Raw genomic sequence first — 22847 nt, 5'->3', positions numbered from 1 at the left:
ACAACATCTGGCTCGGCGACCGCGACGCGGTGCGCACGCCGATGCAGTGGACCCCCGACCGCAACGCCGGCTTCTCCTCCGCCGACCCGGGCCGGCTCTACCTGCCGACCATCGCCGACGCGGTCTACGGCTACCAGGGCGTGAACGTCGAGGCGCAGGTGGACAACCAGTCCTCGCTGCTCAACTGGACCCGGCGGATGCTCCGGGTGCGCGCGCTGAACCCGGTGTTCGCCCTCGGGACGTTCCGCGAGCTGGGCGCCTCCAACCCGAGCGTGCTGACCTACGTGCGCGGGCTGACCGGAGAGGACGGCCACGAGACCACCGTCGTGCTGTGCGTGAACAACCTCTCGCGCTTCGCGCAGCCGGTGGAGCTGGACCTGTGCGCCTACCGCGGCCGGACACCGGTGGAGATGACCGGCGGCGCCCGGTTCCCGCGCATCGGGGACCAGCCGTACTCGCTCACCCTGGCCGGCTACGGCTTCTACTGGCTGGAGCTGGAACCGGAGTTCGAGCCCGGGTCGGAGGAGGAGGGACGATGACGACGATGAACCCCGCCGCGTTCGCCGAGGCGCTGGGTACCGCGCTGGTCGACTGGCTGCCGGACCGCCGCTGGTTCGCCGGTGGCGGCCGGACCGCCCGGGACGTCGAGGTGGTGTCGCTGGCCCAGGTCGGGGGGAACGGCGTGCTCGCCGTCGTCGCGGTGCGGTTCGCCGACGGCGTCGAGCACTACCACCTGCCGCTGGCCCTGCGCCGGGACGCGCCGGACGCCGAGGTGATCGCCCGGGTGGGCGAGGTCGGGATCACCGACGGGGCCGACGACCCCGATCTCCCGTGCGCGCTGTTCGACGCGATGGCGCGCAACCTGCGGGTGAGCGGGGCGTCGTTCCGGTCCGAGCCGCGCAGCGGCCTGGTGGCCGGGCGGGCGCGCTCCAGCCGGGCGCTCGGGGTGGAGCAGTCCAACACCTCCGTGGTGCTGGGGGAGCGGTACGTCCTCAAGCTGTTCCGCCGCCTGGCCCCGGGCCTCAACCCGGACCTGGAGGTGCACCGCGCCCTGGGCCTGCTGGGCAGCGAGCACGTCGTGCCGGTGCTCGGCGCGATCGAGGGCGAGCTCGACGGCACCCGCACGACGCTCGGCGTGCTCCACCCGTTCCTCGCCCACGCCGAGGAGGGGTGGGACCTGGCCACCAGGTCCGCGGCGCCGTTCGCGGCCCGCGAGCTGGGGGAGGCGGTCGCCGCGGTGCACCGCCGGCTCGTGATCGCCTTCGGCGCCGCCACCCTGGACGCGGGCGAGCTGAGCCGGGAGCTGCTGACCCGCCTGGACGCCGCCGCGCCCCTGCTGCACGGCCGGGGCGCGTGGGCGCGCGAGGTGTTCACCGCGGTCGCCGGGCTGCCACCGGTGCCGGCGCAGCGGGTGCACGGCGACCTGCACCTGGGCCAGGTGCTGCGCGCCGACGGCCGGTGGCTGCTCATCGACTTCGAGGGCGAGCCGTCCGCGCCGGTCGCGCGGCGCCGCGCCGTGCACTCGCCGCTGCGCGACGTGGCCGGGGTCCTGCGCTCCTTCGACTACACCGGCTCGCCGCTCGCCCCGGTGTGGGCGGCGGAGTTCCTGCGCGGGTACGCCGACGAGTCCGGGATCGACCTCGACCGGCACCGGGCCCTGCTCACGGCGTACGAGCTGGACAAGGCGGTGTACGAGGTGGTCTACGAGACCCGCAACCGGCCGGACCGGGTGCACGTCCCGCTGCGGGCGCTGCGCCGCCCCGACGCCGCGTGACCGGGCGGTCCGGCTCAGCCGGGGCCGTGCAGCCAGGCGGTCAGCTCGTCGGGCAGCCGGTGGACCTCCGCGGTGGGCGCGGTGGCCGCCGCGTAGCCGTCCGGCCGGACCAGCACCGCGTCCGACCGGTCCTCGGCCGGCTCGACGGTGATCGGCCGGCCCGCCACCGCGGACCGGGCCGCCGCCACCCCGGCCGCGGTCGGGACCAGCAGCGACCAGCCCAGGCGCGGGGTGGTCGCCGGACCCGGCGCGACGCGGTGGCCCACCGCGCCGTAGCGGACGTCGAGCTGCGCCAACCTCGTCGCCAGCCACCGGGTCAGGCGGGGCGTCGACCCGAACGAGCGCACCAGGTCGTCGCGCAGCTCGTGCGTCCCCGTGGTGACCGCGCGGGTCAGCTGCTCGCTGAACGCCGCCGCCGCCTCGGCGACCGGGCGGCGCTCCTCGTCGTAGGTCCCCAGCAGCCCGGACCCGGCCGTGCCGTCCAGCACGGCGGCCAGCTTCCAGGCCAGGTTCACCGCGTCCTGGATGCCCGAGTTCATGCCCTGCCCGCCCGCCGGGCTGTGCACGTGCGCGGCGTCGCCGGCCAGGAACACCGGGCCGCGGCCGAAGGTCTCCGCCACCCGGTACCGCACCCGCCAGGTGCTGCTGACGTCGAGCGACCGCACCCGCGCGCCACCCGGGCCCCGGTCGTCGAGCAGCCGCCGCACGGCGGCCAGGTCCGGCGCGGGCGCGTCCGGCGGCACGGGCGCGGCCACGCGGAACCGCCCGTCCGGCAGCGGCGACACGAGCAGGGTGCCGCCGGGGGACAGGTAGTAGGTGAAGGCGTCCACCGGCCCGGACCAGTCCATCGCCACCTCGGCGAGCGCGAACACGTGCGGGTCGGTGCGCCCGGTGAACGCGATGCCGGACCGCTCGCGCACCGCGCTGCGCAGGCCGTCGCAGCCGACCAGGTAGCGCGCCCGCACCACCCGCGCCGTGCCGCCGGGATCGGCCACCACCGCGGTGACGCCCTCCTGCCCCTCGTGCACGTCGATCAGCGCGTGCCCCCGGCGCACCGAGCCGCCGAGCTGCCGCAGCCGCGCTCCGAGCACCTGCTCGGTGGTCTCCTGCGGCACGCACAGCGCGAACGGGTAGGGGGTGCCGAGCTCGTGGAACGCGGCGGACAGCAGGACGCCGTCGCGGTTGCGCACGGTGGCGGCCGGGGCGGGCAGGCCGCGGGCGACCAGCTCGTCGGCCGCGCCGACCAGCGCCAGGGTCTCCAGGGTCCGGGCGTGCACGACGGCCGCCCGGGAGTGCCTGGCCGGTTCGTCGGCCTGGTCGAGGACGAGGTGGTCGACCCCCAGTGAGCGGAGCGCGCAGCCGAGCGTGAGACCGGTGGGGCCGGCGCCCACCACGAGCACGTCGACCTGGTGGGGAAGCGGTTCGGGCATGGGTTCCTCGCAGGGGAAGGGGTGGGGAGTTCAGACCATGATGTGATCATCCCGAATTGGCAATGCGCATCACACGAAGTAATTCAACCCGCCACGCGCCTTCGTGGTACTGCCGCTACCACCACCAATTCACGCTGGACCGTTTCCGTTGACCGGGACGAACCTGATCCCAGTCAACCAAGAGAAGGTGACGGCCATGCGCTACTCCACTCAGGTCGAGCGGGTCGTTTTTCGCAGCGGCGGTGATCTCCTGGTCGGGGACCTGCACCGGCCCGTCGGCGCGGACCCCGGCGCGGCGGTGGTGGTGGCCGGGTCCTGGACGACGGTGAAGGAGCAGATGGCGGGCGGGTACGCCCGGGGGCTCGCCGCGCGCGGCCTCGCGGCGCTGGCCTTCGACTTCCGCGGCTTCGGCGAGTCCGGCGGCGAGCCCCGTGACCTCGAATCGCCCGAGCGCAAGGTCGAGGACCTGCGCGAGGCGGTCGGCGCGCTGGTCGCGAGCACCGGGAGCGACGCGGTCGGCCTGCTCGGCGTGTGCGCGGGCGCCGGGTACACCGCGGTCGCCGCGGCCGAGGACGAGCGGGTCCGGTCGCTGGCGCTGGTCGCGCCGTGGCTGCACGACGAGGGGCTGGTCGAGGCGGTGTACGGCGCGGACGGCGTGCGCGCCAGGATTCGCGCGGGCGAGGAGGCGGCCCGCGAGCACGGGCGCACCGGCCGGACCGCCTACGTGCCGGTGGTGAGCGAGACCGGCGAGGCCGCCGCCATGCACGGCCGGTGCGACTACTACGTCGACGCCGACCGCGGCGCGGTCCCGGAGTGGCCCAACCGGTTCGCCGTCATGGCGTGGCCGGGCTGGCTGCGGTTCGACCCCATCTCGTGGGCGAGCCGCATCACCGTGCCCGTGCTGGTGGTGCACAGCGACGACGCGGCCATCCCGGAGGGGGTCCGGAAATTCCGCGCGGGTCTGTCCGGGCCGTCGGAGTTGCGGTGGCTGTCGGGCACCCAATACGACTTCTACGACCGCGAGCCCGTGTTCACCGAGGCGTTGAACGCGGTGGCCGACCACTTCCGCGACGTGCCCTCGCGCATTCTGTGAGGTCCGCGCCCCGACTCAACGGAGTCCCCGGGGCGTTGCCGTCCACACCTGCCGTGAACCGCGCCCGTCGGCAACAGTTCCGACGAGGAAACCGGTTGTTCGGCGAGCATCGGGACAGGAGCCTGTGATGACCACCCAGCAAACACGCCAAGTGGTGGAGAAGTACTTCACCGACCTGGAGAACGGGGACCTCGCCTCGGCGCTGTCCGCGTTGGCGGAGGACGTGGAGTTCGAACTCCCCCGCGACCAGTGGAACGAGGTCATCCCGTACCTCGGGGTGCACCGGGGCGTCGCCGAGGTCACCCGCGCCTTCCAGGTCCGCGGCGAGACCACGGAGGTGCTCGACTACGGGATGCGGGACCTCCGCGTGGAGGGCGACACCGCCTTCGCCGTCATCTACACCAAGGGCGCGCACACGCGGACCCGCCAGGAGTTCGAGATCGAGGACTCCCACCGGCTCGTCGTCGCCGACGGCAAGATCGTGGCCTGGAAGGTCTACTTCGACCCCAACGGCGAGGTCGCCGCCTTCAACGCCGACCGCGAGGACCGCCTCGTCGCCGCGGTGTGGGCCTCCGACCACGCGCTGGTGACCGAGCTGCTCGGCACCGGGGCGCGGGTGGACCACCGCGACCGGTCCAGCGGCCTCACGCCGCTGATGATCGCGGCCGGCCAGGCGGACGCGCCGATGGTGGCGCTGCTGCTGGAGGCGGGCGCCGACGTGTTCACCGCGGACAGCGGCGCGGGCGCCACCGCGCTGCACAAGGCGTGCCAGGGCGGCAGCCTCGACGTGGTGCGCGCGCTGGTCGACGCGGGCGCGTTCATCGACGCCGTCGCGCCGACCACCGGCCACACGCCGCTGATGGACGCCCTGTGGTTCAAGTACCCGGACATCGCCAAGCACCTGCTCGATGCCGGCGCCGGCCTGAACCTGTCGACGCACTACGGGTTCACGCTCAAGGAGCACTTCGAGTACGAGCTCAACGTCAACACGCGCGGCAAGGACCGCCTGCTGCTGGCCGAGCAGTACCTCAAGGCCCGCGTGGCGGGCGACGACGCGCGGATCGAGGGCCACCGCCTGATGGCCGCCGTCAACGCCGGCGACGTCGAGGGCGTGCGCGCGCTGCTGGCCGGGGGCGTCGACGTGGACGAGCTGTACCCGATCGTCAACGGCTTCAACGACGGCCACACCGCGCTGCTGGTCGCCTCCCGCGACGGGCACACCGAGATCGCGCGGCTGCTGCTGGACGCGGGCGCGGACGTCAACGCCACCGAGCCGACCTTCGGCGCCGTGCCGCTGCACAAGGCCGTCTACAACGGCCACGTCGCGCTGACCGCGCTGATCGCCGCGCGACCGGGCGTGGACCTGGACTTCCAGGGCGCCACCAACGGCTACACGCCGCTGCACGACGCGCTGTGGCACGGGTACGACGAGTGCGCCGCGATCCTGCTGGACCAGGGCGCCCGCCTGGACCTGCGCGGCCACGACGGCAAGACCCCGTTGGACCTGGCGACCGAGGTCTTCGGCGCCGAGCACGACCTGACCCGCCGGATCGCAGCCGCTGCCCAGCAGGACGAGAGGTGATGACGTGCTGTTCTACGTCCAGATGAAGTGGAAGCACGAGGGCCGGATCTCCCTGGACGAACTGTGGGAGATCGAGGCCGAGGAGGCCGAGCACGCGAAGGAGACCGTGGACTCCGGTTTCTGCGTGGGGATCTGGAAGGTGGCCGCGCAGAAGCGGGTCATCGCGATCATCGACTCGCCGGACGCGGAGGAGCTCGACCGCACGGCGCTGGGCCGGTTGCCCATGCGCGAGTACCTGGAGTTCGAGGAGGTCTGGCCGCTCCGGGACTACCTGGGGTTCGCCGACGACGTCCTCAAGAAGTACAAGGTCTGACGCCCTCGCGAGGAGAATGCCATGATCCACCAACTGATCTTCGCCTACCCCAAGCCGGGCATGACCGAGCAGGAGTTCCAGCGCTACTGGCTGGACGTGCACGCGGTGCAGTACGCGAGCAAGATCCCGCAGATCAGGAAGTACATGATCGACACCAGGGTCTCCCTCGGCCCCGACGAGGAAGAGCCGAAGTGGAGCGGCGTCGCGGAGATCTGGCTGGAGAACGAGCAGGATCAGCTCGCGTCGCTCCAGACCGAGGAGTTCCTCCAGGGCGCGCGGCTGGACGAGCCCAAGTGGGCCGCGTTCTGGCGGACGCTGGTGCTCGACACCGACGCGCACGTGCTGCGCGAGGGCACTGAGGACGCGGGCGGCGTCAAGCTCATCGTCCTGGTCAAGCGCAAGGAGGGCCTGCCCCTCCACGAGTTCCGCGAGCACAGCCTCGGCAAGTACGCGGACCTGGTGCTCGACGTCCCGGGCGTGCGCCGCTACCTCCAGGGCCACACCAGGGACGGCGCCTACGGCATCGGCGAGGCCGTGCTCGACGCCGCCCACCAGCTGTGGTTCGACGACCTGGACGCGATGAACGCGGCCCTGGCGTCGCCGGAGTTCCAGCGGGCGCAGGAGGACCTGGAGTCCTTCGTGGAGACCCGCTACGTCCACCGCATGGTGGTCGAGGAGCACTGGGTGATCGGTCCGCGCCCCCGCTAGAGCGCCACGGGAGCCCGCACGCCGAGTGGCGTGCGGGCGCCCGCGCGTCAGGAGGAAGCAGTGCTGTTCCAGGACTTCCGGCTGTTCACCGGGGAGCGGGTGCTCCACCGGGCGGACGTGCTGGTGTCGTCCGGGCGCGTGGTCGCGGTCGGCGCCGGGCTGCGGGGCGGACCCGTCGTCCGCGGCGCCGGCCGCACCCTGCTGCCCGGACTGGTCGACGCCCACGTGCACGTCGTGCCCGGCGCGTCCCGCCAGGCGGTCCGCTTCGGGGTGACCACGCAGCTCGACATGTTCGCCGAGCCCCGCGTGCTGCGGGTCGAGCGCGCGGCCGGCCCGGACGCGGCGGACCTCCGGTCGGCCGGGATCGGCGCCACCGCGCCCGGCGGGCACCCCGGCCAGTACCCGAGGTTCTCGGCCTTCCCCACGGTGTCGGACGCGGCCTCGGCCGACGCGTTCGTGGCCGCGCGGGTCACCGAGGGGTCGGACTACCTGAAGGTGTTCGCCTCGTCCGCGCCGGGGGAGCCCGACCTGCCGACCGTGTCGCCGGAGGTGGTGGCCGCCCTGGTGTCCGCCGCCCACGACCGGGGCCTGCGGGTGGTCGTGCACGCCACCGACCAGGAGGCCGCGCTGATGGCCGTGCGGGCGGGCGCGGACGGCCTGGCGCACCTGCCCTTCGACCGCCCGCCGTGCCCGGTGTTCGTCGCCGCGCTGGCCCCGGTGTTCGTCGTGCCGACGCTGACCGCGGTGGAGTCGTTCTGCCAGGTGAGCCACGAGGTCGACCCGCGCGTGGCCGCCCGGCTGGACGCGGACGCCCTGGCGAACCTGGAGGACCGCATGGAGCCGCCGCCGGCCCCGTGCTACCGGCCCGAGTACGCCTCCGAGGCGGTGCGGCCGCTGCGCGACGCGGGGGTCGCGGTCCTGGCGGGGACCGACGCCGGCGTCCCGGGCACCGCGTACGGGGCCAGCCTGCACCGGGAGCTGGAGCTGCTGGTGTCGGCGGGGTTGACGCCCGTCGAGGCCCTGGCGGCCGCGACGTCGGTCCCGGCGCGGTGCTTCGGCCTGGTCGACCGGGGTCGGGTCGCACCGGGGCTGCGGGCGGACCTGGTCGTCGTGGACGGCGACCCGACCCGGCGGATCACGGACTCCGCGGCGGTGGCGGCGGTGTACCGCGGCGGCCGGCTGGTCAGCGGTCGGGCGTGACCGCCGGCCGGGGTGACCGGCCGGGGGGTGGGGGTGGCCGGTGGGGATCGGCGGGCGGGACCGGTCGGCCGGGGTGCCGGCCGGCGAAGTGCGAGAGCCGGCGGGGCGTGACCGGCCGGCGGCGACGGCCTGCCGGGCGTGACCGACAGGCGGGGCGGTCCGCTCAGCACACCGCCCGGTAGTGGTGGATCAGCGCCACGGCCATCGCGCCTTCGCCCACGCCGGCGGCGATGCGCTTGACCGAGTGCGACCGCACGTCTCCCGCCGCGAACACGCCCGGCATGCTGGTCTCCAGCAGCAGCGGCTCGCGCGGCTGCTCCCAGCGCACCACGGCCTCCCGGTCCCGGCTCAGGTCCGGACCGGTGAGCACGAAGCCGTTGTCGTCGCGCAGCACGGACTGGGCCAGCCAGTCGGTGCGCGGGCGGGCCCCGATGTAGGTGAACACGTACTCGGCGGGCTCGGTGGTGCGCCGACCGGTGCGCAGGTCCTCCAGCGTGATCTGCTCCAGCCGGTCCGCCCCGTCGGCCGCGACGAGCCGGGTGCCGGTGTGCACGTGGATGTTCGGCGCCTGCTCGATCTCCCGCACCAGGTAGTGGGACATGCCCGCGCTCAGGTCCTCGGCCCGCACGACCATCCGCACCGACGCCGCGTGCTGGGCGAAGTGCAGCGCCGCCTGCCCGGCCGAGTTCGCCCCGCCGACGATCCACACGTGCTGGTCGGCGCACGAGGTGGTCTCCGAGGACGTCGCCCCGTAGTAGATGCCGGCGCCCTCGAAGCGCTCCGCGCCCGTCGCGTCCAGGCGGTGGTAGGCCAGGCCGGTGGCCAGCAGCACGGTGCCGCCGCTGATCTCGCTGCCGTCGGACAGGGTGATCACGCGACCGCGCCCCGCGGCCCGCAGGGACACCGCGCTGACCGGCGACATGACCTCGGCGCCGAACCGCCGCGCCTGCGCCACCGCGCGCCGGGTCAGCTCGGACCCGGTCACCCCGGAGGGAAAACCCAGGTAGTTCTCGATCCGGCTGGACGTGCCCGCCTGGCCGCCGGGCACGTACGCCTCCAGCAGGAGCGTCGACAGGCCCTCCGAGGCGCTGTAGACGGCGGCGGCCAGCCCCGCCGGCCCGCCGCCGACGATGACCACGTCGTAGTGCGGGCGCCGGGACTCCACGCCCAGGCCGAGCAGCTCCACCAGGTCGGCGTGCGAGGGCCGGTCCAGCCGGGTGCCGTCCGGCAGCACCACGGCGGGCAGCCTGCCCAGGTCCAGCCCGTCGAGCTCGGGGCCCGCGTCGCGCTCCACGTCGAGGAAGCGGAACGGCTGGTGCAGCCGGGTGAGGAAGTCGCGGACCTGGTGCGTGGCCGGCGCGAAGCGGTGCCCGATGACCCTGATGCCCCCGTAGGGCGGCTCGTAGGACCGCTGCCACCCGTCGAGCAGGTCGTCCAGCACCGGGTAGAGGCGCTCCTCCGGCGGTTCCCACGGCTTGACCAGGTAGTGGTCGAGGCGCACGCGGTTGATCGCGTCGATCGCCACGCCGGTGTCGGCGTAGGCGGTGAGCAGCACGCGCCGCGCCGACGGGAACCGCGACAGCGACCGGTCGAGGAACTCGATGCCCGACATCTCCGGCATCCGCTGGTCGACCAGCAGCAGCGCGGGCTCCTCGCGGCGCTCGCGCAGGACGTCCAGCACGCGCAGGCCCTCGACGGGGGACTGGGAGGCCAGCACGCGGTACCGGTCCTGGTAGGCCCGGGTGAGGTCGCGGCGGACGGCCCGCAGCACGTGCGGGTCGTCGTCCACGGCGAGCAGTGTCGGACGAGGTTGTTCAGGCATTGCTTCTCCGAACTGTCGACGCGTGCGGTCCCCCGCGACGGACGAGGTCAAGTTCCGAGTGTGCCCCCCGCGCCGCGTTCCCCGTTACGCCGAGCTAACGGAGTGCCGGAGGTTTCCCCCGGTCCGCCGCTTTTTCCGCGCCGACCACTTGACGAAGTGAACGGTCGGACCCGTCGACTTCCTCAAGTCAATGCCCGGGGGGCCCGTTGCCTTGTTCGGTCCAGCCCGCGTTGCTTGACTCGGTCCGGCAACGCGGAAATGTGGCCACCTGCTATTTCTCCGTTCAGGTCACCGGCGCAGGAGAAACCATGTCCAAGAATATCCTGATCATTCTCTCGGAACACGGGTACTGGGGCGAGGAACTGCTCGGGCCCGTCGTGGCGTGCGACGAGCGGGGCTACCGGACCGTGTTCGCGACCCCGACGGGCAAGCGGCCGCAGGCCCTGCCGCCGAGCCTCGACCCCGGCTACATCGACCCGCCGCTGGGCCGGTCGGTCACCACGCCGGAGGTCGCGGTCGCGGCGACCGAGCTGGACCGGTCCTCCCGGCTGGACAACCCGCTGTCCCTGGCCGAGTGGATCCCGGACCGGCCCTACTTCAGCGAGCCGGACCACCTCCGCAAGATCGAGGCGTACTACCGGGAGCTGGGCACCCTCGACAAGGACGTCGAGCAGTACGACGCGCTCGTCATCGTCGGCGGCAGCGGGCCCATCGTCGACCTGGCCAACAACGGGCGGCTGCACGAGCTGATCCTCGCGTTCGTCCGGGCGGACAAGCCGATCGTGGCCGAGTGCTACGGCGTGGCCTGCCTCGCGTTCGCCCGCGACTGGGAGGACCGCGAGAGCATCATCCTCGGCAAGCACGTCACCGGGCACTGCAAGGAGTACGACTACAAGGACGGCACCGGGTTCGTCACCACCGACTTCAACATGGGCCCGCCGCCGTACCCGCTGGAGTACATCCTCCAGGACGCCACCGGCCCGGAGGGCCGCTACCACGGCAACGTGGGGCGCGAGACGTCCGTGCTGGTCGACTACCCCTTCATCACCGCGCGGTCCACGCCCGACTCGTTCCTGGCCGGCCAGAAAATGGTCGAGGTCCTCGAAAGCGGTCTGCGCAAGTACGGCTGGTGACAATTCCGGACAGGACGTGAGGGGAATTCCGATGACCGCGAGGCCGGGAAAGGTCGCGATCTTCGAACAGTTCGCGGCCGATGGGATCACCAAGATGTTCGGCAATCCGGGCACGGTGGAGCAGGGTTTTCTCGACGTGGTGGACCGGTTGCCCGGCTTCGAGTACGTGCTCGCGCTCCAGGAGACGGTCGCCATCGCCATGGCGGACGGCTACGCGCGGGCCACCGCCGGGCCGGCGCTGGTCCAGCTGCACACCGGCGTCGGCCTCGGCAACGGCATCGGGATGCTGTACCAGGCCAAGCGCGGCCACTCCCCGCTCGTGGTCATCGCGGGCGAGGCGGGCGTCCGGTACGACGCGATGGACTCGCAGATGGCGTCCGACCTGGTCGCCATGGCGCGCCCGGTCACCAAGCACGCGACCAGGGTCACCCACCCCGGCTCGCTGCTGCGGGTGCTGCGGCGGGCGGTGAAGATCGCCATGACCGAGCCGCGCGGCCCGGTGTTCGTCGCGCTGCCGATGGACGTGCTGGACGCCGACACCACCGAGCCGGCCGTGCCCAGCACGATCCCGAGCCGGGCGGTCGTGCCGGTGGCCGCGGAGCTGGACCGCGCGGTCGAGGCGCTGCTCGGCGCCGAGCGCCCCGTCGTGCTGATGGGCGACGGGGTCTCGGTGTCGGGCGCGCAGGCCGAGCTGACCGCGGTGGCCGAGCAGCTCGACGCCCCGGTGTGGGGCGTGGACAACTCCGAGCTGAACATGGACGCCGCGCACCCGCTCTACCGGGGGCAGATCGGCCACATGTTCGGCGAGAACAGCGCCCGCGCGGTGGCCGACGCCGACGCGGTGCTGATCGTCGGCACCTACGTGTTCCCCGAGGTGTTCCCGCTGCTGGACAGCCCGTTCCGGGCGGACGCGCGCATCGTCCACGTCGACCTGGACGACTACGAGATCGCGAAGAACTTCCCGGTCGACGTGGCCCTGGTGGCCGACCCGAAGCCCACCCTCGCGGCGTTGTCCGAGCGGCTGACCGCCGCCGGCCGGGCGCCGGTGCGGACCGAGGTCCGCTGGGAGCCGACCGAGCCCCAGCGCGACGCGCCGCTCATGGAGCTGTTCGCGGCGGAACTGGCCCGGCAGGCGCCGGCGGACCTGGTCGTGTTCGACGAGGCGCTGACCGCGTCCCCGTCGTTGCTCAAGCACCTGCCACCGCGGGTGCCCGGGAACTACTTCCTCACCCGGGGCGGTTCGCTCGGCATCGGCATCCCCGGCGCGATCGGCGCCAAGATGGCCCGCCCCGAGGCCGAGGTGGTCGGGTTCACCGGCGACGGCGGCAGCATGTACACGATCCAGGCGCTGTGGACGGCGGCCCGCCACGACCTGGCGGCCAGGTTCGTCATCTGCAACAACCACCGCTACGGCCTGCTGGACCTGAACATCGAGCAGTACTGGGGCGAGCGGGGCATCGAGCACCACGACTTCCCGGGCTCGTTCGACCTCTCCCGGCCGGAGATCGGCTTCGTCGAGCTGGCCAAGAGCCTCGGCGTGGACGCCGTCCGGGTGGAGAAGGCGTCGCAGGTGGAGGACGCCGTGCGCCGAATGCTCAACCACAACGGTCCCTTCCTGGTCGACCTGCTCACCGGGTGAGTCGAGGAGAACCCATGACCGACATCGTCATCCGGGACGGCGGACGGCTCGCCGGCCGGACCATCGCGATCCTGATGGAGAGCGACTACGTCGAGCCCGAGCTGCACTACTACGAGCGCAGGTTCGCCGAAGAGGGCGCCACCACCGTGTTCCTCACCCGGCTGTGGGGGCAGTCCTCCATCACCTTCACCGGCCACGAGTTCGGGCTCCCGTTCACCGTGGACGGGGACCTGGAGGCGGTGGACGACGACCGGCTGCGCTCCTTCGACGCGCTGATCGTGCCCTCCGGCATGGTGTCCGACCGCTTGCGCTACAGCGAGGACGTCACCGAGGTGCCCCCGGCGGTGGACCTGCTCCGCCGGGCGTTCGACGAGCCCTCCGTGCTCAAGGGGATCATCTGCCACGGCATGTGGCTGGTGTCCCCGATCCCCGAGGTGGTCCGCGGCCGCCGGGTGACCTGCCACAACAACCTGGTCGGCGACATCCGCAACATGGGTGCCCGCTACACCGACCAGCACGTGGTGGTCGACGGCGACCTGATCACCGGTCGCAGCGCGAGCCACTGCCACCTGTTCGCCCGCACCATCATCGACATGGTCGCCGCGCGCCACGCGCGCGGCGGTCCGCGCCGGTGGTGGGCCGCCGAGCAATTCGCACCCGTAGGAGCGCGGTATGCGTGACAGCCAGTTCACCTTCTCCGACCTGGTCGCCGGCTACGTGACGGCGCACGACCGGGAGCGGTCGCTGATCGACCTGCGCACCAGCGACGGGCGCGAGCTGCGGGTGACGTTGACCGAGACGACCTCCGCCGAGTTCCTGCGCAACCTGGGCGACCCGTACCTGGACGCGTCCGCGCACGTCAACGACCTGGTGGAGCCGGGGCGCTACCTGTACGCCTACGGCATCTCCTACCCCGGGGGCGACCGGGTGTTCGTGGCCAAGCGGCTGCTGTTCCTGGGCCGCGGGGTGGGCGACTACCACTTCGAGCAGCCCGGCTGGTGGTCCCAGCAGCTGCGCGAGCTGGCCCGGTTCTACCGCCGGGCCCAGTTCGGCGGCAAGACGCCGGTCGACTACGCGGACTACCGCACGGTGCTGCGCCTGGGCGGCGACAAGGCCGACCACCACGTGCAGGAGACCGACACGATCTCCCGCCTGGTCTACGGCATGGCGTCGGCGTACATGCTCACCGGCGACGAGGACTTCCTCGGCGTCGCCGAGCGCGGCACCGAGTACCTGCGCGACCACGTGCGGTTCGTCGACCGGGACGAGGACGTCGTCTACTGGTACCACGGCATCGACATCCGCGGCGGCTCCGAGTCGAAGCTGTTCACCTCGGAGTTCGGCGACGACTACGACGCCATCCCGATGTACGAGCAGATCTACGCGCTCGTCGGCCCGACGCAGACCTACCGCGTCACCGGCGACCCGCGGATCTCCGACGACATCGAGGGCACGCTGCGGCTGTTCCGGAAGTTCTTCCACGACCCCGAGCGCGGCGGCTACTTCTCCCACATCGACCCGATCCTGCTCAACCCGGACCACGAGTCGCTGGGCGTGAACAGGTCGCGGAAGAACTGGAACTCGGTCGGCGACCACGCGCCCGCGTACCTGTTCAACCTGTTCCTCGCCACCGGCGACAAGCGGCACGCCGACATGCTGGAGGAGACGTTCGACCTGATCGTCGAGCACTTCCCCGAGGAGGGCAGCCCGTTCGTGCAGGAGCGGTTCCACGCCGACTGGTCACCGGACCGGACGTGGCGCTGGCAGCAGGACGCGGCGGTCGTCGGGCACAACCTGAAGATCGCCTGGAACCTGATGCGGATGAACGCGATCCGCCCCAAGGCGTCCTACGCGGAGCTGGCCGAGAAGCTGGGCCGGACCATGCCGGACGTGGGCAGCGACCAGTGGCGCGGCGGCTGGTACGACGTGGTCGAGCGCACCCTGCGCGAGGGCTCGGACTCGCACCGGTTCGTGTGGCACGACCGCAAGGCGTGGTGGCAGCAGGAGCAGGCGATCCTGGCCTACCTCGTCCTGGCGGGCAACACCGGCGACGCCGACTTCACCCGGCACGCCCGGGAGGCGGCCTCGTTCTACAACGCCTTCTTCCTCGACCACGACGAGGGCGGCGTGTACTTCAACGTGCTCGCGGACGGCACCCCCTACCTGCTCGGCAACGAGCGGCTCAAGGGCAGCCACTCGATGAGCATGTACCACGCCTCCGAGCTGTGCTTCCTGGCCACGGTCTACGGCCGTCTGCTGCTGCACTCCGAGCCGCTCACCCTGTGGTTCCGCCCGCGGCCCGACGGGTTCTCCGACCGGGTGCTGCGGGTGGCGCCGGACGCCCTGCCCCCCGGCCGGGTGCGGCTCGACTGGGTCGAGGTGGACGACCGGCCCTACGAGGACTTCGACCCGGTCGCGATGACCGTGAACCTGCCTGACGCAACCGGCGACGTGGTGGTGCGCGCCCACCTGTCGCCCGTGGAGGACTGACCGCGCGCGGATCGTCGACAGGGGAGCTGACATGCGGGTGGACAAGTACATGCGCGGGGCGGTCACCGTCATCGCGTTGAACGGCGAACTGGACAGCCGCACGGCGCCCGAGGTCCAGCAGAGCCTGGCCGACCTGCTGCCGTCCGACGGCACGGTGCTGCTCGACCTGAACGGCATGTCGTACATGTCGAGCGCGGGACTGCGCGTGCTCCTGCTGGTCCACCGCAAGGCGAAGGAGGAGAACGTGGAGGTGGTGCTCTCCTGCGTGCCGCAGGACGTGCACGCGGTGATGTCGGCGACGGGGTTCCTCGCCTTCTTCACCATCACCGGCTCCGTGGACGAGGGACTGGAGGCGCTGGCCGGATGAGCACCGTGCTGCCCGAGCGGATCGACGCCTACCCGACGCACCGGATCGCGGAGCACCCGGTGCGCGCCGGCCGGCTCCTGCCCTTCGGCGCCACCCCGGTGCCGGGCGGGATCAACTTCTCCGTCTACTCCAACAACGCCACCGCGATGACGCTGGTGCTGTTCCGGCGCGGCGAGCGGGAGCCCGTCGCCGAGCTGCCCATACCCGAGTGCTTCCGGATCGGCGGCGTGTACGCGATGACGGTGTACGGCCTGGACCCGGAGACCACCCAGTACGGCTACCGCGCCGACGGGCCCTTCCGACCGGAGGAGGGGCACCGGTTCGACCCGACCCGCGTCCTGCTCGACCCGTACGCCAGGGTCCTGGAGGGGCAGGACACCTGGGGCGTCCCGGTGGACCACGAGGACCGGTACCTCCGCCGCTGCGGGATCGCGCCGGACGACTTCGACTGGGAGGGCGACCGGCCGCTGAACCGGCCCGAGCAGGACACGGTCGTCTACGAGGCGCACGTGCGCGGGTTCACCCGGCACGACTCCTCCGGGGTGGACCAGCCGGGCACGTTCGCCGGTCTGGTGGAGAAGATCCCCTACCTGGTGGAGCTGGGCGTGACCTGCGTCGAGCTGATGCCGGTGTTCGAGTTCGACGAGATGGACAACTCCCGGGTCGACCCGACGACCGGCGCGCGGCTGCACAACTACTGGGGCTACAGCACCGTCGGGTTCTTCGCGCCGAAAGCCTCGTACGCGGCCACCGGCCGGCACGGGATGCAGGTCGACGAGCTCAAGAACCTCGTCAAGCAGCTGCACCGGGCCGGCATCGAGGTCGTGCTCGACGTGGTGTTCAACCACACCGCGGAGGGCAACGAGCTGGGGCCGACGATGTCCTTCCGCGGCCTGGACAACCGCGTCTACTACATGCTCACGCCGGACGGCCACTACTACAACTTCAGCGGCACCGGCAACACGGTGAACTGCAACCACCCGGTGGTGCGGGGCTTCGTGCTCGACTGCCTGCGCTACTGGGCCTCGGAGTTCCACGTCGACGGGTTCCGGTTCGACCTGGCCTCGATCCTCGGGCGGGCCCAGGACGGGCGGTCCCTGAGCGACCCGCCGCTGGTCGAGTCGCTCGCGAGCGACCCGGTGCTGCGGGACTGCAAGCTCATCGCGGAGGCGTGGGACGCGGGCGGGCTCTACCAGGTGGGCAGCTTCCCGGACTACTGCCGGTTCTCCGAGTGGAACGGCCGCTACCGCGACACGGTGCGCCGGTTCCTGCGCGGCGACCTGGGCGTCACCGGGGACCTGGCGACCCGCGTGGTCGGCTCGCCGGACCTCTACCAGCGGCGCGGGCCGGTGGCGTCGGTCAACTTCGTCACCGCCCACGACGGCTTCACCCTGCACGACCTGGTGTCGTACAACGAGAAGCACAACGACCGCAACGGCGAGGGCAACCGGGACGGCGACAACGCCAACCACTCGTGGAACTGCGGTGCGGAGGGCCCGACCGACGACCCGGAGGTGCTGGCGCTGCGCGCCCGCCAGCAGCGCAACGCCATGCTGCTGCTGCTGACCAGCCTCGGCGTGCCGATGATCGTCGCCGGTGACGAGGTCGGCCGGACCCAGTTGGGCAACAACAACGCGTACTGCCACGACGACGAGGTGTCGTGGTTCGACTGGCGCCTGGTGGAGCGCAACCGCGACATGCTCGCGTTCACCCGCCACGCGATCGCCTTCCGCGCCGCCCACCCGGCGCTGCGGCGGCGCAGGCACCCGACCGGTCACATGGGCGACGGGCTGTTCCCCGACGTCAGCTGGCACGGCGCGCACGCCTGGACCCCGGAGTGGTCCGGCTACAACAGGCTGATCGCCGTCATGCACTACACCCGCGACGAGGGCGTGGACGACTGCGTCTACGTCGCGGCCAACGCGCACTGGGAGCCCTGCGACCTGGAGCTGCCGGAGCTGCCCGCCCACCTGGCGTGGCACCTGTTCGCCGACACCTCGGCGCCGTACCCGCACGACTCCCGCGAACCGGGCAGCGAGCCGCGACTGACCGATCAGTCGTCCTACCGGATCGCCCCGCGCAGCGTCCTGGTGCTGGTCGCCGGGAGCGGCGCGTCGACCGACAGAGGTGAGGACCGATGAACTTCCAAGCCAAGGCGCACACCGACGACGGCGTGGTCACCGTTCGGCTGACCGGGGACCTGGACTCCCGGTCGGCCCCCATCCTCAACGACCTGATCACCGAGGTGACCGCGGGTCCCGTCCGGCGCCTGGTGCTGCTCCTGGAGGAGCTGGCCTACCTGTCGTCCGCGGGCCTGCGGTGCCTGGTGTTCGCGCACCAGAAGCTGGGGCGCGGCGTGGACATCGTCCTGATCGGCACCCGGCCGGAGGTGGCCGAGACGATCCGGATGACCGGCTTCGACCGCAGCGTGGTCATGCAGGACCCCGTGGAGACGTGATGGTCGCGCGGCGGCTCGAACTGCGGGACGGCCGGCACGCCGGTGACGAGCTGGCCGAGTTCGTCCGCTCGCTCGCCCGGCAGGCCGGCCTGCACCCGCGGCAGGTGTACCGGCTGCGGTTGGCCGCGGACGAGATCACCACGAACATCGCGCAGCACGGCTACCGGGGGGCCGGGGGAGCCGTGACCATCGAGGGAGGGGTGGAGGAGGACGGCGTCTGGCTGCGCATCGAGGACACCGCCCCGCCGTTCGACCCCCGCGCGCACGACCCGGGACCGCGTCTGGCCACTCCTCCCGAGGAGGGGCCGGAAGGCGGTCTCGGGTTGTTCCTCGCGCTGCGGGGGCTGGACCACTTCGCCTACGACTACGTCGGCGGCCGCAACCTGAACACGCTCGTGGTGCGGCGGCCGACGAAGGGAGGAACGGATGACCGGGACGACCGTGCTGGTGATCTCTGACCACGAGCTGCCGACGCCCGAGCTGGACGGCCTGTTCGCGACCGGCGAGTTCGAACCGCGGCACCGGACCGCCGGCGAGGTGATGACCCACCCCGCCCAGGCGCTGGGGGCCGAGGTCGCGCTGGTCTCGGCGTCCCTGGGCCTCCAGCGGGTCGCCCTGATCAGCCAGCGCCTGGCCGACGCGTGCTCGTCGCCGACGGTGCTGGTCTTCCCGCAGGGCGACCTGGCCGCGCTGGAGTCGTGCGTGCTCGGCGGGTTCGACTACGTGGTGGCGCCGTACCAGCCCGCGCTGCTGCGCAGCCGGATGTCGTCGTGCCGGGAGCGCCGGCGCCTGGCGCGGGCGGTCGAGGAGATGGCCGCGGCGGCGAGCCTGCGCGAGTACGAGCAGGATCTCGACCTGGCCCGCGAGATCCAGGCCGGCTTCCTGCCCGACGCGCTGCCCGCGCCGCGCGGCTGGGACCTCTCGGCGCGCACCAAGCCGGCCCGCCAGGTCGGCGGCGACTTCTACGACGCCTTCGAGCTGGTCAACGGCCGCCGGGTGGGCTTCGTCGTGGCCGACGTGTGCGACAAGGGCGTGGGCGCCGCGCTGTTCATGGCCCTCATCCGGACGCTGCTGCGGCACACCGCCGAGCACACCGGGGGCTGGGACGCGCACGACCTCGAACCGGACGTCGGCGCGGCCGCGGCCGCGGCGGCGCTGACGCCGCTGCTGTCCGTGGGCGCGGGCCCGCTGGTGCAGGCGGTCGTCGGCACGAACCGCTACCTGGCCCGCAACCACCTGCGGCAGGGCTACTTCGCCACGCTGTTCTTCGGCGTGCTCGACCCCGTGTCCGGTGCGCTGCTCTACATCAACGGCGGGCACAACCCGCCGGTGCTGGCGCGGGCGGGCGGCGGGCACGTCCTGCTCCAGCCCACCGGGCCCGCGGTCGGGATGCTGGCGGACAGCGGCTACCTGCTGCACCACGTCAACCTGGACCCGGGCGACTCGCTGCTGGTCTACACCGACGGGGTGGTGGAGGCCCGGGACACCGCCGGGGCGCAGTTCGGGATGGAGCAGCTGGTCCGCATCGCGTGCGGGTCGGCGCCCTCGGCCTCGGGCCTGCTGGACCGGGTGGACTCGGGGCTGCACGACCACATCGGGACCGCGGAGCAGTTCGACGACATCACCATGATGGCGCTGCGCCGGGAGGTGCCCGCCCCCTCGCGGTGACGGTCCCGCCGGGCGTGTCGAGGCGACGACGGTACGTGGGTGACCACGCCGTTGTCGCCTCGTCCGCCGTCGCGGGTCTTCCGCGCCCCGGTCCTCGTGCGAGGAGCGGCTCCGGCAGCCCGGCCGGGTGGCGCGTGGGGGAGCGGCCCACCTTCCCCGGGAGGTGAGCCGCGTCGCGGTGGTGCCGTTCAGCCCACGACCGCCAGCCCGGTCCGCGCGTGCAGCTCGCCCGCCAGGTGGCGCAGCGACCCGGCCCCCAGCAGCAGCCTCGGTGGGACGACGATGGCCAGGTGGTCCTCCACGATCGACCGCAGCTGCATCGCGAGCAGCGAGTCGAGCCCCAGTGACGTGGCGGTGCGGTCGAGGTCGACGTCCTCGGTGTGGAGCAGCCCCGCCACCTGGTCCCGGACGTAGCGCTCGAAGTCGGCGACCGTCCGCAGCCCCGGGGACGCCGCCGCCCGGCGGTCCTCCAGGACCCTGCGGCGCGGCCGGGTGAACCAGAACGAGCGGTGCTGGAACGGGTACGCGGGCACGGGGACGTAGCGGCCCCCGGTCCGGACTCTGGCCCAGTCCACCGCCCCGCCCTCGACGTGCACGACCCCCAGGCCCTCCAGCATGGACGCGAGCTGCGGGCGGTCGCGGTGCGTCGAGGCGATCGCGGTACCCCAGCCACCGGCCCGGTCGACGCAGTCCTCCAGCGCGGGCACGAGCACCGGGTGCGGGCTGATCTCCACGAAGACCACCGGTCCCGACGCCGCGACCGAGGTGACGGCCGAGCCGAAGCGGACCGGTTCGCGGAGGTTGGCCATCCAGTAGTCGGCGTCCAGCCGCGTCCCGTCCACCACCCGGTCCAGCACGGTGGAGTGCAGCGGCACGGACCCGGAGGTCGGGCGCAGCCCGGCCAGGCCCGCCAGCAGCCACGGCCGCACCGGCTCCACCTGCGGCGCGTGCGAGGCGAACTCCACGTCGACGCGCCGGCAGCGCACCCCCAGCGAGCGCAGCGACTCGGTCACCTCGGCCAGCGCGTCCCGGTCGCCGGAGAGCACGGTGGCGTGCTCGCTGTTGACCACGCCGACGCAGAGCCGGTCCGCGAAGGGCTCCAGCACCCGGGCCGCCTCGCGCTCACCCACCTGCACGGCGACCATCGCGCCCGGCCCGCAGTGCTCGGCGATCAACGCGCTGCGCCGGCAGATCACCGCGGCCCCGTCGGCCACCGACAGCGCGCCGGAGACCGTCGCGGCGGCGACCTCGCCCATGCTGTGCCCCACCACCAGGTCCGGCTCGACGCCCCAGTCCCGCCACACCGCGGCCAGCGCCACCTGCACCGCCCACAGCACCGGCTGCACCTCGCGCACCGAGGTCAGCGGCGCGTCCTCGTGCAGCCGGTCGACCACCGACCACCCGGTCTCGGCGCGCACCGCCGCGTCGCACTCCCGCAGCCGCGCGGCGAAGACCTCGTTCTCGGCCAGCAGCTCCCGACCCATGCCGACCCACTGCGAGCCCTGGCCGGGGAACACGAAGACGATCCTCGGCGCGGTGTGGGAGCCGGTCCTGGACATCGGCTTGAGGACGCCGTCCGCGTAGGCGCGCAGCTGGCGCACGAGGCCCTGCCGGTCCGGCGCCACCACGGCGAGCCGGTGCTCGTGGTGGGTCCGCCTGGTGCCCGCGCTGAAGCACACGTCGGCGAGGTCGTCCCCAGCGAGATCCCCTCCGGCGGGGTCGCCGGTGGTGGGGTCGCCGTCGGCGAGCCGCTGCGCGTAGGCCCCGGCGAGCTGCCGCAGCGCGGACGGGCAGCGGGCCGACACCGGCAGCAGGTAGGCGGACGGCCGGTGCGCCGCATCGGGTTCCCGCACCGGCGGTGCCTCGCCGACGACGACGTGCACGTTGGTCCCGGAAAGCCCGAACGAGCTGACACCCGCGAGCGCGGGGCCGTGCCGCTCGGGCCACGGTGTCGCTGTCGACGGCAGCTCGACCGCGGCGCGGTCCCCGCCGTCCGCCGGGCCGTGCAGGGTGGCCGGGACCGTGCGGCGCTCCACCGCCAGCACGGTCTTGACCAGACCGACGAGCCCCGCGACCGCCTCGGTGTGCCCGATGTTGGTCTTCACCGACCCGACCAGGCACCGCCTGCCGGCGGGTCTGCCCTCGCCGAGGACCCGGTCCAGCACGGCCAGTTCGACCTGGTCGCCCTGGACGGTCCCGGTGCCGTGCGCCTCGACGTAGTCCACGTCGGCCGGGCGGACGCCGGCGTTGCGGTGCGCCCGGCGGATCGTGTCCTCCTGGCCCTCCTCGGAGGGGGTGGTGAGGGCGATGCTGGTGCGGCCGTTGTTGCCCGCCGCGCTGCCGAGCACCACCGCGCGGACGCGGTCGCCGTCGGCCAGCGCGTCGGCCAGCGGCTTCAGCACCACGGCCGCGGCGCCCTCCCCGCGGCCGTAGCCGTTCGCCGCCGGGCTGCCGAACTTGCTCCGCCCGTCCGGCGCGAGCACGCGCCCGCGCGTGAGCGAGTCCCAGTAGCCGCCGTCGAGCAGGGTGTTCGCCCCGGCGACGATCGCCAGGTCCGTCTCACCGGAGCGCAGGCCCTGGCAGGCCAGGTGCACGGCCAGCAGCGAGGTCGAGCAGGTGGCGTCGAGCGCCATGCTCGGGCCGCGCAGGTCGAGCAGCCGGGAGATCCGGCCCGCGGCCGTCCCGTGCAGGCCCGAGCCGATCAGGCCGTGCATGTCGTTGGCGTCGTGCGCGCGCAGCAGGTCCCAGTAGGTGGAGCCCAGGCACGCGCTGTAGACGCCGGTGTTGGACCCGGCGAGGGCGGCCGCGGGCAGGCCGGCGTCGTCCAGCGCGGTCCACGTGGCCTCGGTGAGCATCCGGTGCTGCGGGTCCATCCGACCGGCCTCGCGCGGCGAGATGTCGAAGAAGGCGGCGTCGAACCCGGACACGTCGTCGAGGTAACCGCCGATGCGCTGCCTGGTGTGCGTCCGGGCCGCGTCGGGCGCGGCCACGCGGTCCTCCCCGTTGACGAGCAGGTCCCAGAAGCGATCGGCGTCCGGGGCGCCGGGTAGCCGGCAGGACAGGCCGATGATGGCGATCGGTTGGTCACCGTGACGGGCTGTGGGCGTTAACCCCATGGAACTCTCCCGTTCTCTAGGTATGCGGAAATCCGGTGCCCGACCCGGGGGGAG

19 protein-coding genes are annotated in these 22847 nt (G+C 73.0%); 16 read left to right on the top strand and 3 right to left on the bottom strand.

The window, feature by feature from the left end; genetic code table 11:
• Positions 1-539, top strand: a 539-nt coding sequence (locus ACFP3R_RS30210) for an alpha-glucosidase C-terminal domain-containing protein (RefSeq protein ID WP_380640893.1), incomplete at its 5' end; no start/stop codon positions are given.
• Positions 536-1774, top strand: coding sequence for a maltokinase N-terminal cap-like domain-containing protein (locus tag ACFP3R_RS30205; RefSeq protein WP_380640891.1), 1239 nt, complete (start codon positions 536-538; stop codon positions 1772-1774). The genes ACFP3R_RS30210 and ACFP3R_RS30205, both read left to right, overlap by 4 nt.
• A 14-nt stretch (positions 1775-1788) precedes the next feature.
• On the opposite strand, the gene ACFP3R_RS30200 is transcribed toward ACFP3R_RS30205, so the two are convergent.
• Complete coding sequence (locus tag ACFP3R_RS30200) at positions 1789-3204, bottom strand: FAD-dependent monooxygenase (protein WP_380640889.1); 1416 nt, start codon at positions 3202-3204, stop codon at positions 1789-1791.
• 196 nt (positions 3205-3400) lie between these two features.
• Here ACFP3R_RS30200 and ACFP3R_RS30195 point away from each other — a divergent pair, with 196 nt between their 5' ends.
• The 5 genes from ACFP3R_RS30195 to ACFP3R_RS30175 all read left to right on the top strand — a co-directional run bounded on the left by ACFP3R_RS30195 (position 3401) and on the right by ACFP3R_RS30175 (position 8100).
• Positions 3401-4297: an alpha/beta hydrolase gene (locus tag ACFP3R_RS30195; protein WP_380640887.1), complete on the top strand. Its 897-nt coding sequence runs from the start codon at positions 3401-3403 to the stop codon at positions 4295-4297.
• Between the two features lie 127 nt (positions 4298-4424).
• Positions 4425-5879, top strand: a complete 1455-nt coding sequence (locus ACFP3R_RS30190; RefSeq protein ID WP_380640886.1) for an ankyrin repeat domain-containing protein — start codon at positions 4425-4427, stop codon at positions 5877-5879.
• A 4-nt stretch (positions 5880-5883) separates the two neighbouring features.
• Positions 5884-6192: a muconolactone Delta-isomerase family protein gene (locus ACFP3R_RS30185; protein ID WP_380640885.1), complete on the top strand. Its 309-nt coding sequence runs from the start codon at positions 5884-5886 to the stop codon at positions 6190-6192.
• Between the two features lie 21 nt (positions 6193-6213).
• Positions 6214-6900: an EthD domain-containing protein gene (locus tag ACFP3R_RS30180; protein WP_380640883.1), complete on the top strand. Its 687-nt coding sequence runs from the start codon at positions 6214-6216 to the stop codon at positions 6898-6900.
• A gap of 60 nt (positions 6901-6960) precedes the next feature.
• On the top strand, positions 6961-8100 hold the full coding sequence (locus ACFP3R_RS30175; protein WP_380640881.1) for an amidohydrolase family protein: 1140 nt from the start codon (positions 6961-6963) through the stop codon (positions 8098-8100).
• Between the two features lie 163 nt (positions 8101-8263).
• Here the strand turns inward: ACFP3R_RS30175 and ACFP3R_RS30170 are convergent, their stop codons facing one another.
• Positions 8264-9922, bottom strand: a complete 1659-nt coding sequence (locus tag ACFP3R_RS30170) for an NAD(P)/FAD-dependent oxidoreductase (protein ID WP_380640879.1) — start codon at positions 9920-9922, stop codon at positions 8264-8266.
• A 308-nt stretch (positions 9923-10230) separates the two neighbouring features.
• On the opposite strand from ACFP3R_RS30170, the gene ACFP3R_RS30165 reads away from it, so the two are divergent.
• Genes ACFP3R_RS30165 through ACFP3R_RS30125 form a run of 9 tightly spaced genes read left to right on the top strand, consistent with a single transcriptional unit; the run spans position 10231 to position 19677 of the window.
• Complete coding sequence (locus ACFP3R_RS30165; RefSeq protein ID WP_380640877.1) at positions 10231-11055, top strand: type 1 glutamine amidotransferase domain-containing protein; 825 nt, start codon at positions 10231-10233, stop codon at positions 11053-11055.
• A gap of 31 nt (positions 11056-11086) precedes the next feature.
• Entirely contained in the window at positions 11087-12694 is a 1608-nt protein-coding gene (locus tag ACFP3R_RS30160) for a thiamine pyrophosphate-binding protein (RefSeq protein WP_380640875.1), read from the top strand.
• Positions 12695-12708: 14 nt separating this feature from the next.
• Complete coding sequence (locus tag ACFP3R_RS30155; RefSeq protein ID WP_380640873.1) at positions 12709-13374, top strand: DJ-1/PfpI family protein; 666 nt, start codon at positions 12709-12711, stop codon at positions 13372-13374.
• Entirely contained in the window at positions 13367-15184 is a 1818-nt protein-coding gene (locus ACFP3R_RS30150) for an AGE family epimerase/isomerase (RefSeq protein WP_380640871.1), read from the top strand. The genes ACFP3R_RS30155 and ACFP3R_RS30150 overlap by 8 nt, the downstream gene beginning before the upstream one ends.
• 31 nt (positions 15185-15215) lie before the next feature.
• Positions 15216-15551, top strand: a complete 336-nt coding sequence (locus tag ACFP3R_RS30145; RefSeq protein ID WP_380640869.1) for an STAS domain-containing protein — start codon at positions 15216-15218, stop codon at positions 15549-15551.
• Entirely contained in the window at positions 15548-17692 is a 2145-nt protein-coding gene (gene glgX / locus ACFP3R_RS30140; RefSeq protein ID WP_380640867.1) for a glycogen debranching protein GlgX, read from the top strand. The genes ACFP3R_RS30145 and glgX overlap by 4 nt, the downstream gene beginning before the upstream one ends.
• Positions 17689-18009, top strand: coding sequence for an anti-sigma factor antagonist (locus tag ACFP3R_RS30135; RefSeq protein WP_380640865.1), 321 nt, complete (start codon positions 17689-17691; stop codon positions 18007-18009). The genes glgX and ACFP3R_RS30135 overlap by 4 nt, the downstream gene beginning before the upstream one ends.
• Positions 18009-18467 carry an ATP-binding protein gene (locus ACFP3R_RS30130; protein ID WP_380640863.1) on the top strand — a complete coding sequence of 153 codons (459 nt, stop codon included), beginning with the start codon at positions 18009-18011 and terminating at the stop codon, positions 18465-18467. Before ACFP3R_RS30135 ends, ACFP3R_RS30130 begins: the two co-directional genes overlap by 1 nt.
• Complete coding sequence (locus ACFP3R_RS30125) at positions 18436-19677, top strand: PP2C family protein-serine/threonine phosphatase (protein WP_380640861.1); 1242 nt, start codon at positions 18436-18438, stop codon at positions 19675-19677. The genes ACFP3R_RS30130 and ACFP3R_RS30125 overlap by 32 nt, the downstream gene beginning before the upstream one ends.
• A 188-nt stretch (positions 19678-19865) precedes the next feature.
• On the opposite strand, the gene ACFP3R_RS30120 is transcribed toward ACFP3R_RS30125, so the two are convergent.
• Positions 19866-22793 carry a type I polyketide synthase gene (locus ACFP3R_RS30120; RefSeq protein WP_380640859.1) on the bottom strand — a complete coding sequence of 976 codons (2928 nt, stop codon included), beginning with the start codon at positions 22791-22793 and terminating at the stop codon, positions 19866-19868.
• Positions 22794-22847: the final 54 nt, after the last annotated feature.

This window comes from Saccharothrix lopnurensis (assembly GCF_042658445.1).
Classification (GTDB): Bacteria; Actinomycetota; Actinomycetes; order Mycobacteriales; family Pseudonocardiaceae; genus Actinosynnema; species Actinosynnema lopnurensis.
Note: the sequence above shows the minus strand (reverse complement) of the source record. Positions and strands in the feature narration are given on the sequence as shown.

Excerpts from the sequence above, each read along its gene's own strand:
- ACFP3R_RS30205 (WP_380640891.1), top strand. The coding sequence starts at position 536 with ATGACGACGATGAACCCCGCCGCGTTCGCCGAGGCGCTGGGTACCGCG.
- ACFP3R_RS30200 (WP_380640889.1), bottom strand. The coding sequence starts at position 3,204 with ATGCCCGAACCGCTTCCCCACCAGGTCGACGTGCTCGTGGTGGGCGCC.
- ACFP3R_RS30195 (WP_380640887.1), top strand. The coding sequence starts at position 3,401 with ATGCGCTACTCCACTCAGGTCGAGCGGGTCGTTTTTCGCAGCGGCGGT.
- ACFP3R_RS30190 (WP_380640886.1), top strand. The coding sequence starts at position 4,425 with ATGACCACCCAGCAAACACGCCAAGTGGTGGAGAAGTACTTCACCGAC.
- ACFP3R_RS30180 (WP_380640883.1), top strand. The coding sequence starts at position 6,214 with ATGATCCACCAACTGATCTTCGCCTACCCCAAGCCGGGCATGACCGAG.
- ACFP3R_RS30170 (WP_380640879.1), bottom strand. The coding sequence starts at position 9,922 with ATGCCTGAACAACCTCGTCCGACACTGCTCGCCGTGGACGACGACCCG.
- ACFP3R_RS30165 (WP_380640877.1), top strand. The coding sequence starts at position 10,231 with ATGTCCAAGAATATCCTGATCATTCTCTCGGAACACGGGTACTGGGGC.
- ACFP3R_RS30160 (WP_380640875.1), top strand. The coding sequence starts at position 11,087 with ATGACCGCGAGGCCGGGAAAGGTCGCGATCTTCGAACAGTTCGCGGCC.
- ACFP3R_RS30155 (WP_380640873.1), top strand. The coding sequence starts at position 12,709 with ATGACCGACATCGTCATCCGGGACGGCGGACGGCTCGCCGGCCGGACC.
- ACFP3R_RS30150 (WP_380640871.1), top strand. The coding sequence starts at position 13,367 with ATGCGTGACAGCCAGTTCACCTTCTCCGACCTGGTCGCCGGCTACGTG.
- ACFP3R_RS30145 (WP_380640869.1), top strand. The coding sequence starts at position 15,216 with ATGCGGGTGGACAAGTACATGCGCGGGGCGGTCACCGTCATCGCGTTG.
- glgX (WP_380640867.1), top strand. The coding sequence starts at position 15,548 with ATGAGCACCGTGCTGCCCGAGCGGATCGACGCCTACCCGACGCACCGG.
- ACFP3R_RS30135 (WP_380640865.1), top strand. The coding sequence starts at position 17,689 with ATGAACTTCCAAGCCAAGGCGCACACCGACGACGGCGTGGTCACCGTT.
- ACFP3R_RS30130 (WP_380640863.1), top strand. The coding sequence starts at position 18,009 with ATGGTCGCGCGGCGGCTCGAACTGCGGGACGGCCGGCACGCCGGTGAC.
- ACFP3R_RS30125 (WP_380640861.1), top strand. The coding sequence starts at position 18,436 with ATGACCGGGACGACCGTGCTGGTGATCTCTGACCACGAGCTGCCGACG.
- ACFP3R_RS30120 (WP_380640859.1), bottom strand. The coding sequence starts at position 22,793 with ATGGGGTTAACGCCCACAGCCCGTCACGGTGACCAACCGATCGCCATC.